Origin of the sequence: Microcoleus sp. BR0-C5, from assembly GCF_036705045.1 — a bacterium.
Classification (GTDB): domain Bacteria; phylum Cyanobacteriota; class Cyanobacteriia; order Cyanobacteriales; family Microcoleaceae; genus Microcoleus.
Window position 1 is genome coordinate 64,987 of record NZ_JAUBTR010000026.1, and the last position, 14,172, is coordinate 79,158.

Genomic DNA, 14,172 nt, shown 5'->3' on the forward strand with positions numbered 1-14,172 from the left:
CACAAATAGTCAAAGGCGCTACGGGATTTCAATGGCTCAGCAAATTGTAACAAAAAAGTAACAATACTAAGCTAGCCAACTTGGTATTATACTGGAGTTTAATACGGGACAAGAAAGTGAATAGAGACATCCGGCTTGATTTGTTGAAGGCACTAGGAGTTTTTTGCATAATCCTTGCTCACTGCAATCCTCCTCAGTTAATATTCCAGCTAAGAAACTTTGATGTACCGCTAATGGTAATCATTTCGGGTACGTTGTTTTATCATTCTTTTACAAGGAAACCGTTGTCTTATGGAACTTATCTAAAAAAGCGAGTTTTGCGATTAGTCCCACCAGTGTGGATTTTTCTCACATTCTTCTTTGTTTCTGCTTAGGGCATATATCATTTTGCTGGGCAACATTTTCCGTTCACAGTACGACAAGTCGTTAGAAGTTTCTTATTGCTTGATGGTATTGGATACGTGTGGATAATTAAAGTGTTCATTTTAGTAGCTGCTGTCTCACCAGCTATTTACCAACTCCACAAACGACTTCCTAACAATACTCACTTTCTCGGTATCCTTGCAGGAATATACCTGCTGTACGAATTAAGTCTTCTTACCCTCACAAAATATTTGATAGCCATTCCTTGGTTATCCGTAGTGATTAACGATTATCTTATGTACGCAATCGTTTACGGATGTTTGGCTGGACTGGGCATGGCACTTCACACACTAAATAAACGTGAACGATTGATGATAGCTATTCTTTGCTTAGGAATCTTTGTTGCTTTTTCTTTCAATAGTTTTATTACTTTAGGAAATTTTATTTCTACGCAAGAATTTAAATATCCACCAAGACTTTATTATTTGTCCTACGCTTTAGGGATTTCAACATTTTTGTACAACTTTGTTGATAAAATTTTAATATTGTTTAAAGAGAAAACTGTAGTAGATTCCATTGTATTTGTCAGCGCTAATTCGATGTGGATTTATTTGTGGCATATACTTGCTTTGCATTATTGGGCGAAGATATTCCCAAATGCTTATTTTTTGCTAACGTTCTTAGTTGTTACTGTAACGGCTGTCGCACTTACTTGGATTCAAACTCTAGCGCAAAAAAAATTAATCTGATGGTATATAAATGCTTTTAACTACAGGTTCTTCCTTACTTGGCACTTTAATTGTTAGTTTAGCATACCAAGTAAGGAAGAACCAAATTTATTTTGTGTATTGATTTTGTGGGGAGTAGGGGTTGGGCTTCTAGCCTGCCCTAAAAAGATGACAATGGCATCAGGAACAGGCAAGATGCCTGTTCCACCATCAAATTTATTTTGTGTATTTATTGATTGTGGGCTGGGCTTCTAGCCCGGAACAGGCAAGATGCCTGTTCCACAAACAAATTTATTTTGTGTATTGATTTTGTGGGGAGTAGGGGTTGGGCTTCTAGCCCCCCCCTCATCAATATTCCAGAAATTGAAATTATGGAATGATAAAATAAATCAGCGGCATCCCAAGGAATCGCGAGTAGAAATCCCAGTTTGAGAATTAATCCCGGTTGCCTTTGTACACAATTCTTTAATTTGTGCGCCGTCCATAATTGCATCAGTAAAGTCAGCGCCGGTGATATCAGCTCCCTCAAAAGTAGAACGCAGCAAAATTGTTTCCGCTAAAATTGCATCACTTAAATCGGCCTTAGTAAATTTAACTTGATCAATCATTGCATTAGTTAAATTTGCTCCGTGCAAATTCGCCTCAGTCATCACCGAAGCGCTCATAATTGCTCCCCGCAAATCGGCATTAGAAAAATTAGTCAAGTCCATATTAGCGTTAGAAAACTCAGCGGCCCGCAGCATTTGACCAGAAAAATCGCGTCTTGTCAGTTCGGCGTTGCTAAAGGACAAGGGCGGAGCGTAATATTTAGATTGAGCCAGCGCTGGCCGCGGCAGGATGAAGATAGTTAGCGCCAAAAGGAATGCTGCTAGTTGCCGGAGTTTCATAATTCTGATATTCTCGCAAGGTGGGTATTTCGTAGTGTATCCCGAACTTTGGTCGATCGACTAAACAGTTAAAATCTTAATTAATAGTGATGGAGATGGACAAAAAGATATGCTAAGTTTTTTCTTAACTTGGATAGTAGCTGCAGTTTCGCTGGTCATTACCGCTAACATTGTACCAGGTATTGCGGTGGTTAGCTTTCCGGCGGCGATGCTGGCTGCTGTTGTTATCGGATTGGTGAACGCGGTTGTCAGACCGATTCTTACATTGCTGACGCTGCCTTTGACCATTATTACTTTAGGTTTGTTTTTATTCGTTGTGAATGCAATTTCACTTTCCCTGGCTTCCTGGTTAGCGGGTGCGTTCAGTATCGGCTTTGCGGTTAACGGTTTTTGGCCGGCTTTGTTGGGTTCCATTGTGTTGTCATTTGTTTCTGGGTTGATTGGTCGATTTGTGAATGCCAATACTTTGTCTCAGTAGTACATTATCCCAGATATTCCAGATACTCGATCGGGGAAACTGCAACGGCTACTGTTACCGCAGAACCCCCCCTAACCCCTCCTTGTGAAAGGGGGGGATTTTTGTTGCGAATTATTTGTTTAGGGACTAAAAGCTTTTCACGGGCGGGTAGGATGCCCACCCCACAAGCAGATTCACTCTTTGTGGAACAGGCATCTTGCCTGTTGTTGAGAATTGTGGAACAGGCATCTTGCCTGTTGTTGAGAATTGTACGGGCAGGCAAGATGCCCACCCCACAAGCAGATTCACTATTTGTGGAACAGGCATCTTGCCTGTTGTTGAGAATTGTGGAACAGGCATCTTGCCTGTTCTTGAGAATGGTACAAGATATTAGTTCGATCGCACAAAGTGCCGCGGCTTCTGCTACGCTGGGCGTGCCGACTTCTTTGACTACAATATTTGAAGGGTTGGGGACTTCTACGGAACTTAAAATGTCAGCAGCAAAGGTTTTTAACGGCCAGTTTCGGGCTTGACAAAGTTCCAGCAAGCCGACTTCACCTGCTTTAGTATCTATTGTAGCAATACCTGCGATCGCACTTTCCGCTAAATGATAAGCACGGCATACTTGTTTAATCGCTGTTTCGATTAATTCTCGCCCTGTTCCGCGTTCACAACCTATCCCTACCCACAACACTCTGGGATGCCACTGAACCTTTGGCAAAACAGATTCCGGCGAAAATCTTCTCTGGGTGAAACTAATCCAAATTCTGGCTTTGATAGTTGATAGATTTTCCCCATCCCAATACAAAGAATGTTTTTCTGGCAGACTGTTTTGCCACAAAGTAGAACCAACTTCTTGAATTACTTCGACAGTTTCCCCTCTAGCAAGAGCCGCCGCCACTCCTGTCCAGTCACCTTCGCCCCGCCTCCAACCGCTGGGAATCTCTAGCATATCTAAAGTAAATTCATCGTTCATTATTCAGTTATCTATTCTGTAGTTTCACTGCGACCGCAATCTTAAAAAAAACTTAACACTCTGTTTAGTGAAAATTTTGGTATAATTGTAGCACAAACTACAAAAAACCCAACATTTAAGATGGTAGAACTAAATCAGTTACTGTTAGAGTTTGAAAGCAACCTCAAATGGGAAGGAGTGACAAAAGAATGGAAAGAGCGCCGGGAAAGTTGGGTTAGCGATGTGGCAGCATCAGTTAACCTGACATATCTAGCAGAATTGCTAGTTGAATTGGAATCTAACTTGCAGGGAGAATCGGTTGATATTCAGTGGCAAGAGCGTCGAGACCGTTGGGTAGAAGAATGTCTGGGATCATCAATTGTTCAAGAAGTATCAAGTTTATTGCTGGAACTAGAAACCAATACGAATTGGGAAGCGGTGACCGATGAATGGCAGCATAATCGCGAGAAATGGGTACAGCAAATGCACAAGTTTAAGGAGTAGTTTCGACGTGTCAGAGCCTGTATATATTGCGTTTTCAGGCTCTAAAATTTCCTAATGACTAATGACTAATGACTAATGACTAATGATTCATTTTTCTGCAAAACCCCATTCATTAAAATATCTGCCAGTCCTTCAGCCATTTCCTGTATTTGCTGCCGAGAAGGATTCGGTTCCATAATCGTATTTTTACTGAAGGGCGCGACTGCAAACATTCCCACAAATACCTGACCGACAATTTTCGGATTCATCTTTGGATAAACTTGTTTTTCCATCGCCGTTTCCAAATAAAGCCTCAGCCACATAGCTCATTATAAAAAACCAACACTCTCAATCAATAAAATTTGTACAAAAATAGCACAAACTGCAAACAAGACAAAATTTAATATGGTAGAACTAAACCAATTACTGTTAGAGTTTCAAGCCCACCTAAACGGGGACGCAGTGACGGAAGAATGGAAAGAACGTCGCAACTGTTGGATGAGCGAGGTGTCAGCAGCAATTGACGAAAAACACCTAGCCAAATTGCTAGTTGAATTAGAATCAAATTATCAGCGAGAAGCGGTACAAAGTCTCTGGAAAATGCTCCGTGAAAGTTGGGTAGAAGAATGTCATATAGCATCGACGCTGGAAGAAGTATCAAGTCTATTGCTGGAACTTGAAAGCAATACAACTTGGGAAGTAGTGACGGATGAATGGCAGAATAATCGGGAGAAGTGGGTACAGCAAATGTACCAATTTATAGAGTAATAGTTCACTTAGTCAAAATCCACTTTCATGGTGAATGATGTCCCTCCTGTGCGGTTGATTGTCTCGCTTCCATCAATTACTTTAAATCCTGATCGCTCGTACAAACTCAGGGCTCGATTCGAGCTTCTGACACTCAGGGATACCGATCGATAAGAAACTTTTGCTGCTGACAACAAACGATCTAGCAACTGCGTTCCTACACCCTGATTTGTGTATTCTGGAAGAACGGCGATCGCCAATTCCGGGGTAGTATCGTCAACCCAGCCAAAGCCCTTGTCATCCTCTGTAAACAAACGCAGCCAGGCGGCTCCTACTGGCTGGCTGCCGTTCAATTCTATGGCTGCGAAGCCCCGATCGTTTGCACGTCCCCAATTCTGGACATATTTGGCAATTAAAGGATGATTCACAACTGCTTGCACCGTTGATTCGCCTTCTTCTGCCATGTGCGCCGCTTCATATAGCATTTGCCACAGAAAAGGCTCGTCTTCCTGCGTTAGCGGCCGAATAGAATAGTGCAAAACTTTGCTCATAACAACTTTTCCCTGTTGCCCTAATTATTCATCCTTGACTAAAACCCCATTCAGAAAAATATCTGCGAGTCCTTCGGCCATTTCCTGCATTTCCTGTGGAGAAGCATTCGGCTCCATAATCGTATTTTGACTGAAACCCGCGACTGCAAACATTCCCAAAAATACCTGAGCCACAATCTTCGGATTCATCTTCCGATAAACTCCTTTTTCCATCGCTGTTTCAAAAAAAGCCTCAGCAACATCGCTCATTTTTCCGATGACTTCCAACTGAATTCTGTCGCGCAAATCCGGGTGAAATTGCGCCTCCAAAAAACACACCCGCATCATGTCGCTATTCTCGCGGATATTCAGCATCCGTCGCCGCATCACCTGAGCCACTGCTTTGTAACTGCCCATCTCGCTTAATTCTGTCAGCAAATCCGTCAGCAACTCCACCCATCCTTCTGTCGCCACCTCAATCAAAATCGCTTTTTTATTATCAAAATGCCGAAATAGCGTACCCTCGGCCACCCCCGCCGCCGCTGCTAAATCGCGAGTTGTCGTGCCGTCGTATCCGCTGCGGGCAAACAACCGCTGAGCGGCTTGTAAAATCCGCTTCTTGGTTTCTGTTTCAGAAGGAGGAGACTGATTAAAAATTCGCATGGCTTTGCAATCGGTAATTTGCGACTTGGAACTACGGGTTCGGGATTGAAGGGCTAAATAATGTTAAGTTTTAAGTTGTGCGCGGCTTTTATCCCAAACTTAAAACTCCTCGCCGGGCCCCAGACCCTTTTTGAGATTTGCTGTATCAGCCTAACATCTGCGGCGCAACAGATCGCTTATGCCTCCAAAAATCTTTATCCTGAGAAAAGAATCTCTGGCCACCGAGCACAAACATTTTTTTGTTTGACAATCCAAAATCTAAAATCTAAAATCTAAAATCGAATGACCCCGCAGTTCCACAAACCCCGTGAAGCGAAGCGATCCCCTAGGGAATCGCCCGATCGCCAAACTCGATTCATTGCCTCCCTGCTAGCCGCTGTACTGCTGTGGTGGGGAATTTCCCCCGAAATAGCCCTCGCCCGCCCCAACCCCGCTAGCGGCTCCCAAGCAGTCTCTGTTCAACCGTCGCTCGATCGAGTAATCAGCCAAGTCAGCGAATTTAAGCTCGACAACGGCATGAAATTCATCGTACTCGAAAGACCCAGAGCGCCCGTAGCATCGTTTCTGATTCACGCCGATGTCGGCGGCGCAAACGAACCCGACGGCCAAACCGGAGTCGCTCACTATCTCGAACATTTAGCCTTCAAAGGCACGCCAAAAATCGGCACTACCGACTACCAAGCCGAAAAGCCGCTGCTAGAAAAACAAGACCAACTCTTCGAGCAAATGCAAGCAGCCAAGGCCAGCGGCAAAACTGAAGAAGTCGCCCAATTAAAAGCAGAATTTGACAAAGTTGAAGCCGAAGCTTCGCAATTTGTCAAGCGCAATGAACTGGGCAAAATAGTGGAACAAGCAGGCGGAGTCGGACTAAATGCCGCTACTTCCACCGACGCCACAATGTATTTTTACAGCCTTCCAGCTAATAAGTTAGAAATGTGGATGTCGCTGGAATCCGAGCGATTTCTCGAACCCGTATTTCGGGAATTTTACAAGGAAAAACAGGTAATTTTAGAAGAGCGCAGGCTGCGAACCGAGAATTCTCCGATCGGACAAATGGTTGAAGTTTTTGCCAACAAAGCTTTCTCTGTTCATCCCTACCGTCGCCCCGTAATTGGCTACACTGAAGACATTAAAAACCTCACCCGCAGCGACGTGCAGAAGTTTTTCGAGACTCACTACGTCCCCAGCAAGCTGACTGTGGCGGTGGTAGGAGACGTGAAAGCTTCGGAGGTGAAGCGACTAGCTCAAATTTATTTCGGCCGTTACAAGGCTTCACCAGCGCCTCCAGAATTGCAAATTGTCGAACCTCCCCAAACGCAAACTCAGGAAGTCACGCTGCAATTAAAAACTCAACCTTGGTATTTGGAAGGATACCACAAACCGGCGATGAATCATCCCGACAATGCGATTTATGAAATGATTGGTTCTTTGCTCAGCGATGGCCGCACTTCTCGGCTCTATAAATCTTTGGTAGAACAACAGCAATTGGCGCTGGCTGCTCAAGGTTTCAGTGGTTATCCGGGGGAAAAGTATCCGAATTTGATGTTATTTTACGCTCAAACTGCTCCGGGTCGCACGGTTGATGAAGTAGCCTCCGCTTTGAGGAAGGAAATCGAGCGCCTGAAAACAGAGCCGGTTTCTGCTTTGGAATTGGAGCGCGTGAAAACTCAGGCGAGAGCCGATTTGTTGCGATCGCTCAATTCAAATATGGGCATGGCATTTGCGCTGGTGGACTATCAAGTAAACACCGGTTCGTGGCGAAATTTGTTCAAGGAATTGGATGCGATCGCGGCTGTTACTCCCGCTGACATTCAGCGTGTCGCTCAGGCAACTTTCCGCCAGGAAAATCGCACGATTGGTAAGCTTTTGCCACTGTAAGAAGAAGGTTCGGCAACGGATTCTGTAACGGATGTAACGGATGTCAGTCCGATGGAAGTCGGAAGTCGGAAGAGGGAAGAAGGAAGAGGGAAGAAACACTCGTTTCCAGGCTCTGCCTGGGAACGCATATCGGCGAGGCTCTGCCTCGAATTGTCAACTTATGAAACATTGGAGAAAGAATGAAAAGGACTAAATTGAAACTGAAAAAAGTAAAGTTATTTCTGCTATCGCTTTGCTTTTTTACTGTTTCACTGGGCACGTTTAATTTGTTACCTTCCTTCGCGGCTGCACCCAAACACTACGACGAATTAACATTCCCGGCGGTGCCAGAAATTAAACTGCCTAAATACACTCGCTTCGAGCTAAAAAATGGCATCCGCGTGTATCTTATGGAAGACAGGGAACTCCCGCTAGTTGGGGGAACGGCGCTATTTCGCACGGGCGAGCGCTTTGAACCTGCCGATAAAATTGGACTGGGAGGTTTGACGGGAGAAGTGATGCGAACTGGCGGCACGAGCCGGCATACGGCTGATGAATTAAATCAGTTGCTAGAACAGCGAGCAGCTTCGGTAGAAACGGGGATTGATGTTAGTTCGGGCAGCGCTAATTTTAGTGCTTTAGCTGAAGATTTGGAACCCGTGTTTGACTTATTTGCAGAAGTGATTCGGGAACCAATATTTGCTAAGGAAAAGTTGGATTTAGCGAAGAACCAAACTCAAGGTGCGATCGCCCGCCGCAATGACGATCCTGACGGTATTACCGGCCGCGAGTTTCAAAAATTAATTTATGGCGATCGCAGTCCTTACGCGCGCACGGTAGAATACAAAACCCTCGCCAATATTTCCCGCGACGATTTGGTGAGTTTCTACCAGAAATATTTCCATCCCAAGAATATGATTTTGGGTATTTCTGGCGACTTTGATACAGCTAAAATGCGATCGCTCGTCGAGCAAAAATTCGGCAACTGGCAACCGAGTCAAAGTGCAGAAGTGCCTGCACTACCAACGGTATCGCCAGCAAATGGGGGCGGGATATTTTTGGTAAATCAGCCGCAATTAAGTCAAAGTTACGTGCAGATGGGACATTTGGGCGGAATGCTCAGCAGTCCCGATTACGGTGCTTTGGACGTGATGAATGGGGTTCTCAACGGTTTCGGTGGTCGTTTGTTTAATAACGTGCGATCGCGCCAAGGCTTAGCTTATTCAGTATACGCGGCTTGGAGTCCGAGATATGACTATCCGGGGGTGTTTTTCGCGGGAGGCCAAACGCGATCAGATGCCACAGTACCGTTGATCCAGGCAATTCGCGCCGAGATCGATCGTATCCGCACCGAACCAATTACCCCGGCAGAATTAGCTTTTGCTAAAGATTCCACCCTAAATTCTTTCATCTTCAAATTTGAAAATCCCAGTCAAACTTTGTCGCGATTAATGCGCTACGAATACTACGGTTATCCCGAGGATTTCATTTTTCGCTACCGCCGCAGCATCGAAGCAGCAACAATTGCCGACGTGCAGCGCGTAGCCAAGACTTACTTGAAACCGGAGAATCTGGTAACATTAGTAGTGGGAAACACGGCGGCAATTCAACCGCCGTTATCGAGTTTGGGAACTTCGGTCAAAGTACAATCTGTTGATATCACAATTCCCTCGGCGACTTAAATTTATTTGTGATTATGAGTCGCTGATCCGGGTAAGGACACGGCAATGCCGTGTCCCTCCTCTTTGCCGCACAATCCTCAACTAAAAATCAATACTCAAAGGCGCTCTCGGAAACGGAATCACATCCCGAATATTCCCCATTCCAGTCATAAACTGCACTAACCGCTCAAATCCCAAACCAAACCCAGCGTGAGGCACAGTACCGTAGCGGCGCAAATCCAAATACCACCACAATTCCTCCTTATTCATACCCTGGGCTTCCATGCGCCGCTCCAACACATCCAGCCTTTCTTCCCGCTGCGAACCGCCGATAATTTCCCCAATATTCGGAGCCAAAACATCCATTGCTCGCACGGTTTTCTCGTCTTCGTTTAAACGCATATAAAATGCTTTAATCCCGACTGGATAATCGCTAACAATTGTCGGCTTCTTAAACAAATCCTCAGCCAAATAGCGCTCGTGTTCCGACTGCAAATCCAAGCCCCAACTTACCGGAAAATCAAACTTTTTGTCGGCTTTTTCCAAAAGTGCGATCGCCTCAGTATAAGTAATCCGCTCGAACTGATTATTAATGATATTTTCAGCAGTAGCCAAAACCGTTTTGTCAATGCGCTCGTTGAAAAACTCCATATCTTCCGGGCACTGCTCCAAAACGTATTTAAAAATGTACTTTAAAAACGCCTCAGCCAGATCCATATTTCCCTGCAAATCGCAGAAAGCCATCTCCGGTTCAATCATCCAAAACTCAGCCAAATGCCGCGAAGTATTAGAATTTTCCGCTCGAAAAGTCGGGCCAAAAGTGTAAACATTTCCGAAAGCCATCGCCATAACTTCCGCTTCCAACTGGCCGCTAACTGTTAAATAGGCGCGCTTTCCAAAAAAGTCTTTAGCATAATCAACCTCTTGCGAATCTGTGCGCGGCACATTCTTTAAATCAAAGTTGGTAACGGCGAACATTTCCCCCGCACCTTCGCAGTCGCTAGCAGCAATAATCGGAGTGTGAACCCACAAAAAACCGCGTTCTTGAAAAAATTGGTGAACCGCCGCCGAACAAGCATTGCGGACTCGAAAAACAGCACCGTGGGTGTTTGTGCGCGGTCGCAAATGCGCGATTGTCCGCAAAAATTCAAAGGAATGGCGCTTTTTTTGCAGCGGATAAGTTTGCGGGTCTGCATCGCCGTAAACTTGGACTTGTGAAGCTTTCAACTCAATTCGCTGTCCTTTTGCCGGAGAAGCTACCAGCACACCCGACACTTCTAGAGATGCACCTGTATTCAGTTGTTTCAGTACATTTTCAAAATCTGGCAAATCGGAATTTATGACTACTTGCAAGTTAGCCATCGCCGAACCATCGTTGACTTCCACAAAGGCAAATTCTTTTAATTCGCGTTTGGTACGCACCCAACCTTGAATAGTTACAGTGTCGTCGGGTTCACCTGCGCGCAAAATTGCTGCAATTCGTTGATTAGTCATATCCACTCCCGTTTATTTAATATTATTTTGCACCATATTTCTCTCTTTTCTCTTCCTCTGCGCCCTCTGCGCCCTCTGCGGTAAAAAAATCAAAAACTATCCCGCATAGGATTTCAAAATCCAACCGATTAAAATACCGAGTCCCCCAAAGCGAACTGCTTGCCAAAAAGGTTGTTTTATGCTTCCCCAAGAAAACAGGCTGCTTTCTAAATTCAACTCGATAGTTTCCAATTCTTGCTCAATTTCCCGCAATTCTTTTTTGAGTTGCGGCAATGGATTTTGGCGCTTGGACTGGCGGATTTCTTCGCGCCGATGACCGAGTTCGAATTGGCGCTGTCGATCGACCTGAATTTGAGTGTACCGTTCTTTGACTGCTGCGAGCGATCGCTCAACTGCTGCGAGCGCTTGAACAAACTCACTTTCTTGCTCTTCGGGATTTAACTCTGACGGCTGTTGAGGCATTTCGATCTGCAAACCTGACAAGAATAATAAAAAAAACCGATTTCCAATTAAGTTGTTATTATATGCAGTATATTTTTTAAATTCAGAAACGGCAGCCAAATCCGTATAATTGCCAATTATGCTTGAAACTACACAAACAACCCAAACTGTCAACCTCAACGAGCTGAGCACTGTAGAACTAGCCCAAGCTCTCGCCGCGCGCCTCGCCATCTCCGAAAAAGATTGGCACCGCCTCAAAGCCAACCGTTCCGCGCGCGCCTGCGAGCAAGCTGCGGCCGCTTTGGTATTTTTGCTCAAAAAACAGCCCGAAGAAGCTCTCCCGCGCTTAAACCAAGCAGCAGGATGGCTCGATCGATCGATATCTGCTCCTCCCTGTCCCACCCACGGCAAATAATTAGATTGCTTCGTTGTTCGTAACCCTTGGCGGTTTTGAGTTGGGAGTTTTGACTTGAGTAGTCGCTCAAAACTTAGACAATCGCGCCGCCCGATCGAGCAGCGCGATTGTGAGTTCAAAAGATTTATACTTTTTTAACTCAAAACTTACATTTTGCATTATGATCAGCTATCAATAGCCAGAGCGTTGAAATTCTCACTGCAACTTCAGCCCGGAAAGGAAAAAATTTCCCGATCTAGCTGAGGTAAAAACTGCTGCCAAATAGCAGTTCTAGCGCAAGCGAGGCAGTCGGTAACGACTGGGAAGTTCTTTGCACAGCCGTAACTCTGTACCTTGAGAATTCCACTCTACCCGATCGAATATTTGGTAAAGAATAAACAACCCCCTACCACATTCCTGTTCCACATGGGGTAGTCCAGAGTCATCTGCAACATCCTCTGCGAGGAGACTGTCGCAATCATCGGTATAAAGGTTACAACTGCAAGGGGCATTAAAGCCAGAACCTTCATCCGATATCACCCACCAATATTGGTTTTGGACGATCGAAAAACGGACTCCAACAGTTTTACCGGGGTCTAACTTGTTTCCATGCTTAGCAGCATTTACCAAAGCTTCTTGAAGCCCCAACCGCAATTCCGCTTGCCAGTGATCCGGAAGCTCTGCTAGGAGCAGATCCAAAATAGGACAAAGGTATAGAGTAGAAGCGAAGCTAATCGTAATCCAATTGCGTCCGACGGGACGAGGTGAAATAGCAATCACTCAGAAAACTCCCTAACTTTCAGGTGGATAAAGTTCACACCCTGCATAGTTGGCTCCCTAGTATTCAAAATGCTAATTAATTGAGCGGCGCAGCTCTACTTCTATCTTAGAGTATCAAAGCAATTAAGAACAGCAAACAACGTCACAAAATATTCTGCGATTCTGAGAAACTTCTGCTGAGAACCATCAGTAATTTTACTTATAACTTCTTCCAGCCACGAAATTTTTGATTTCAGCTTTTGCCAACTCGCAAGGCTGAGGTTTGCTGCCTCCCCCAAGCCGTCAACACCTCTTGAACAAACGATCCCCACCTGGAAAAGCTCGGAAATAACTATAAAAAAGTCGATCCCTTGACCCTCGCCCATCAGGTTCGACCCTCGCAGCCACTGGGCAAGCTGCATCGCCCAGAACTTGCTCTTGCCACCAAACAGCAAAATCATCATACCTAGGTATGTTGCAGCCAAAACCCGATTTATTTTTCCAAATGCGATCGGGCAAAACATCTCCCATTGCTGCGACCCTCACAAAATCAATATTCGTTACAAAACTTATTAATTCTGAGTGCGGAAGATCGCCAGATCCCAACTCGCTCACATTGACGAATCCTTTGCTAGCGGAACCCCGGCGCGTTGGCGAGACTTTATAAATCTGAACGTCGCGATACAATAGTTAAAGTAAATAATTATTTCTTTACATCATGCAAACAACCCCAGCCATCACCACAGCCCCCATAGCCGGCACTTACTGGCAGTGGCGGGGGCATTCAGTATACTATGTTCGATCCGGCGATCGGCATCCAGAACGCCCTCCCCTGCTGTTAATTCACGGTTTTGGAGCCTCGACAGACCACTGGCGCAAAAATATCAGCGGGCTGAGCAAAGACTTTGAAGTGTGGGCGATCGACCTTTTGGGATTTGGGCGATCGGCAAAACCCGAATTACAGTACAGCGGCGACCTCTGGCGCGACCAACTCCACGATTTTATCACCAACATCATCGGCCGACCCGCCGTACTAGCCGGCAACTCCCTCGGAGGCTACGCCGCCTTGTGTGTAGCAGCCCAGCGCCCCGAATCAGCAGCCGGACTCATATTAATCAACAGCGCCGGCCCCTTCAGCGAACCGCAGCCCGCACCCGAAGCCCCGCCCTTGCAAAAAGCCATATCTACGGTAGCTAAAACTTTATTTCAGCAAGATTGGGCAAGTTTTCTGCTGTTCCAGTACGTGCGCCAGCGATCGACAATTCGGAAAACCCTAGAAAAAGTATATCTCGACCAAAGCGCCGTCACAGACCAATTAGTAGAAGAAATATACCTTCCCTCCTGCGATCCCGGTGCCCCCAAAGTATTCGCCTCCGTATTCCGAACACCCCAAGGCGAAAAAATTGACGTATTACTGAGTCAATTAACCTGCCCGTTGCTAATGCTGTGGGGAGAAGGCGATCCGTGGATGAATTCCACAGAAAGAAGCGCTAAATTTCGCAAACACTATCCGCAGTTAACAGAACACTTTATCAAAGCTGGTCACTGTCCCCACGACGAAGTACCAGAACAGATAAACGAACTGATTCGCGCATGGATAATTGACCAATAGTTGATCGGCACATAGATAATTTTCTCCCGGCCCTCTCCTCCCTCGGAGAGGGGGAAAATTATCTGATTTGCAGTAAAATTTTATGTATTGTGCCAACACAAACGCGGTTAATTTCTCTCATATATTCTGAGGAGACGGAAA

General features: G+C 45.5%; 16 protein-coding genes and 1 pseudogene. 8 read left to right on the forward strand and 9 right to left on the reverse strand.

Annotated elements, in window-relative coordinates; genetic code table 11:
• The first annotated feature begins 116 nt into the window (after positions 1 to 116).
• Positions 117 to 1,112, forward strand: a pseudogene (locus QUB08_RS14730) (acyltransferase family protein).
• Between the two features lie 368 nt (positions 1,113 to 1,480).
• Here the strand turns inward: QUB08_RS14730 and QUB08_RS14735 are convergent.
• A complete protein-coding gene (locus tag QUB08_RS14735) occupies positions 1,481 to 1,978 on the reverse strand; it encodes a pentapeptide repeat-containing protein (RefSeq protein WP_333225400.1) in 498 nt (165 codons plus the stop codon).
• Between the two features lie 109 nt (positions 1,979 to 2,087).
• Between QUB08_RS14735 and QUB08_RS14740 the strand changes: the two genes are divergently transcribed.
• A complete protein-coding gene (locus tag QUB08_RS14740) occupies positions 2,088 to 2,456 on the forward strand; it encodes a phage holin family protein (RefSeq protein WP_333225401.1) in 369 nt (122 codons plus the stop codon).
• 4 nt (positions 2,457 to 2,460) lie between these two features.
• Here the strand turns inward: QUB08_RS14740 and QUB08_RS14745 are convergent, their stop codons facing one another.
• Positions 2,461 to 3,411, reverse strand: a complete 951-nt coding sequence (locus QUB08_RS14745) for a cobalamin biosynthesis protein (RefSeq protein ID WP_333225402.1) — start codon at positions 3,409 to 3,411, stop codon at positions 2,461 to 2,463.
• Between the two features lie 120 nt (positions 3,412 to 3,531).
• On the opposite strand from QUB08_RS14745, the gene QUB08_RS14750 reads away from it, so the two are divergent.
• Positions 3,532 to 3,894, forward strand: a complete 363-nt coding sequence (locus tag QUB08_RS14750) for a hypothetical protein (RefSeq protein ID WP_333225403.1) — start codon at positions 3,532 to 3,534, stop codon at positions 3,892 to 3,894.
• A 65-nt stretch (positions 3,895 to 3,959) separates the two neighbouring features.
• Here QUB08_RS14750 and QUB08_RS14755 read toward each other — a convergent pair whose 3' ends face one another.
• Positions 3,960 to 4,196, reverse strand: coding sequence for a hypothetical protein (locus QUB08_RS14755; protein ID WP_333225404.1), 237 nt, complete (start codon positions 4,194 to 4,196; stop codon positions 3,960 to 3,962).
• 82 nt (positions 4,197 to 4,278) lie between these two features.
• Between QUB08_RS14755 and QUB08_RS14760 the strand changes: the two genes are divergently transcribed.
• Complete coding sequence (locus tag QUB08_RS14760; RefSeq protein WP_333225405.1) at positions 4,279 to 4,641, forward strand: hypothetical protein; 363 nt, start codon at positions 4,279 to 4,281, stop codon at positions 4,639 to 4,641.
• 8 nt (positions 4,642 to 4,649) lie between these two features.
• Here the strand turns inward: QUB08_RS14760 and QUB08_RS14765 are convergent, their stop codons facing one another.
• Together QUB08_RS14765 and QUB08_RS14770 are read right to left on the reverse strand one after the other, a co-directional pair.
• Positions 4,650 to 5,171 (reverse strand): GNAT family N-acetyltransferase, encoded by a 522-nt coding sequence (locus QUB08_RS14765; RefSeq protein WP_333225406.1) that lies wholly within the window; start codon positions 5,169 to 5,171, stop codon positions 4,650 to 4,652.
• Positions 5,172 to 5,195: 24 nt separating this feature from the next.
• Positions 5,196 to 5,813 carry a helix-turn-helix domain-containing protein gene (locus QUB08_RS14770; RefSeq protein ID WP_333225407.1) on the reverse strand — a complete coding sequence of 206 codons (618 nt, stop codon included), beginning with the start codon at positions 5,811 to 5,813 and terminating at the stop codon, positions 5,196 to 5,198.
• A 282-nt stretch (positions 5,814 to 6,095) separates the two neighbouring features.
• Here QUB08_RS14770 and QUB08_RS14775 point away from each other — a divergent pair, with 282 nt between their 5' ends.
• Both QUB08_RS14775 and QUB08_RS14780 read left to right on the forward strand, forming a co-directional pair.
• Complete coding sequence (locus QUB08_RS14775) at positions 6,096 to 7,691, forward strand: pitrilysin family protein (protein ID WP_333225408.1); 1,596 nt, start codon at positions 6,096 to 6,098, stop codon at positions 7,689 to 7,691.
• Between the two features lie 179 nt (positions 7,692 to 7,870).
• The gene (locus QUB08_RS14780) at positions 7,871 to 9,352 is read left to right on the forward strand and encodes a pitrilysin family protein (protein WP_333225409.1); all 1,482 of its coding nucleotides are present in this window, start codon (positions 7,871 to 7,873) and stop codon (positions 9,350 to 9,352) included.
• An 81-nt stretch (positions 9,353 to 9,433) separates the two neighbouring features.
• Here QUB08_RS14780 and asnS read toward each other — a convergent pair whose 3' ends face one another.
• Both asnS and QUB08_RS14790 read right to left on the reverse strand, forming a co-directional pair.
• Complete coding sequence (gene asnS, locus QUB08_RS14785; RefSeq protein WP_333225410.1) at positions 9,434 to 10,825, reverse strand: asparagine--tRNA ligase; 1,392 nt, start codon at positions 10,823 to 10,825, stop codon at positions 9,434 to 9,436.
• Positions 10,826 to 10,921: 96 nt separating this feature from the next.
• Positions 10,922 to 11,287, reverse strand: coding sequence for a DUF2203 domain-containing protein (locus QUB08_RS14790; RefSeq protein ID WP_333225411.1), 366 nt, complete (start codon positions 11,285 to 11,287; stop codon positions 10,922 to 10,924).
• A gap of 118 nt (positions 11,288 to 11,405) precedes the next feature.
• Between QUB08_RS14790 and QUB08_RS14795 the strand changes: the two genes are divergently transcribed.
• Positions 11,406 to 11,681, forward strand: a complete 276-nt coding sequence (locus tag QUB08_RS14795) for a DUF6439 family protein (RefSeq protein ID WP_333153402.1) — start codon at positions 11,406 to 11,408, stop codon at positions 11,679 to 11,681.
• A gap of 270 nt (positions 11,682 to 11,951) precedes the next feature.
• Here QUB08_RS14795 and QUB08_RS14800 read toward each other — a convergent pair whose 3' ends face one another.
• Both QUB08_RS14800 and QUB08_RS14805 read right to left on the reverse strand, forming a co-directional pair.
• Positions 11,952 to 12,440 carry an anti-sigma regulatory factor gene (locus QUB08_RS14800; protein WP_333225412.1) on the reverse strand — a complete coding sequence of 163 codons (489 nt, stop codon included), beginning with the start codon at positions 12,438 to 12,440 and terminating at the stop codon, positions 11,952 to 11,954.
• 101 nt (positions 12,441 to 12,541) lie between these two features.
• Complete coding sequence (locus tag QUB08_RS14805) at positions 12,542 to 12,904, reverse strand: hypothetical protein (RefSeq protein WP_333225414.1); 363 nt, start codon at positions 12,902 to 12,904, stop codon at positions 12,542 to 12,544.
• A gap of 233 nt (positions 12,905 to 13,137) precedes the next feature.
• On the opposite strand from QUB08_RS14805, the gene QUB08_RS14810 reads away from it, so the two are divergent.
• Positions 13,138 to 14,031, forward strand: a complete 894-nt coding sequence (locus tag QUB08_RS14810; protein WP_333225415.1) for an alpha/beta fold hydrolase — start codon at positions 13,138 to 13,140, stop codon at positions 14,029 to 14,031.
• Positions 14,032 to 14,172 lie beyond the last annotated feature (141 nt).

Bases quoted from the DNA above. Each gene is read 5' to 3' on its own strand.
- QUB08_RS14745 (WP_333225402.1), bottom strand. From the start codon at position 3,411: ATGAACGATGAATTTACTTTAGATATGCTAGAGATTCCCAGCGGTTGG.
- QUB08_RS14755 (WP_333225404.1), bottom strand. From the start codon at position 4,196: ATGTGGCTGAGGCTTTATTTGGAAACGGCGATGGAAAAACAAGTTTAT.
- QUB08_RS14760 (WP_333225405.1), top strand. From the start codon at position 4,279: ATGGTAGAACTAAACCAATTACTGTTAGAGTTTCAAGCCCACCTAAAC.
- QUB08_RS14735 (WP_333225400.1), bottom strand. From the start codon at position 1,978: ATGAAACTCCGGCAACTAGCAGCATTCCTTTTGGCGCTAACTATCTTC.
- QUB08_RS14795 (WP_333153402.1), top strand. From the start codon at position 11,406: ATGCTTGAAACTACACAAACAACCCAAACTGTCAACCTCAACGAGCTG.
- QUB08_RS14810 (WP_333225415.1), top strand. From the start codon at position 13,138: ATGCAAACAACCCCAGCCATCACCACAGCCCCCATAGCCGGCACTTAC.
- QUB08_RS14790 (WP_333225411.1), bottom strand. From the start codon at position 11,287: ATGCCTCAACAGCCGTCAGAGTTAAATCCCGAAGAGCAAGAAAGTGAG.
- QUB08_RS14775 (WP_333225408.1), top strand. From the start codon at position 6,096: ATGACCCCGCAGTTCCACAAACCCCGTGAAGCGAAGCGATCCCCTAGG.
- QUB08_RS14765 (WP_333225406.1), bottom strand. From the start codon at position 5,171: ATGAGCAAAGTTTTGCACTATTCTATTCGGCCGCTAACGCAGGAAGAC.
- QUB08_RS14740 (WP_333225401.1), top strand. From the start codon at position 2,088: ATGCTAAGTTTTTTCTTAACTTGGATAGTAGCTGCAGTTTCGCTGGTC.
- asnS (WP_333225410.1), bottom strand. From the start codon at position 10,825: ATGACTAATCAACGAATTGCAGCAATTTTGCGCGCAGGTGAACCCGAC.
- QUB08_RS14750 (WP_333225403.1), top strand. From the start codon at position 3,532: ATGGTAGAACTAAATCAGTTACTGTTAGAGTTTGAAAGCAACCTCAAA.
- QUB08_RS14780 (WP_333225409.1), top strand. From the start codon at position 7,871: ATGAAAAGGACTAAATTGAAACTGAAAAAAGTAAAGTTATTTCTGCTA.
- QUB08_RS14770 (WP_333225407.1), bottom strand. From the start codon at position 5,813: ATGCGAATTTTTAATCAGTCTCCTCCTTCTGAAACAGAAACCAAGAAG.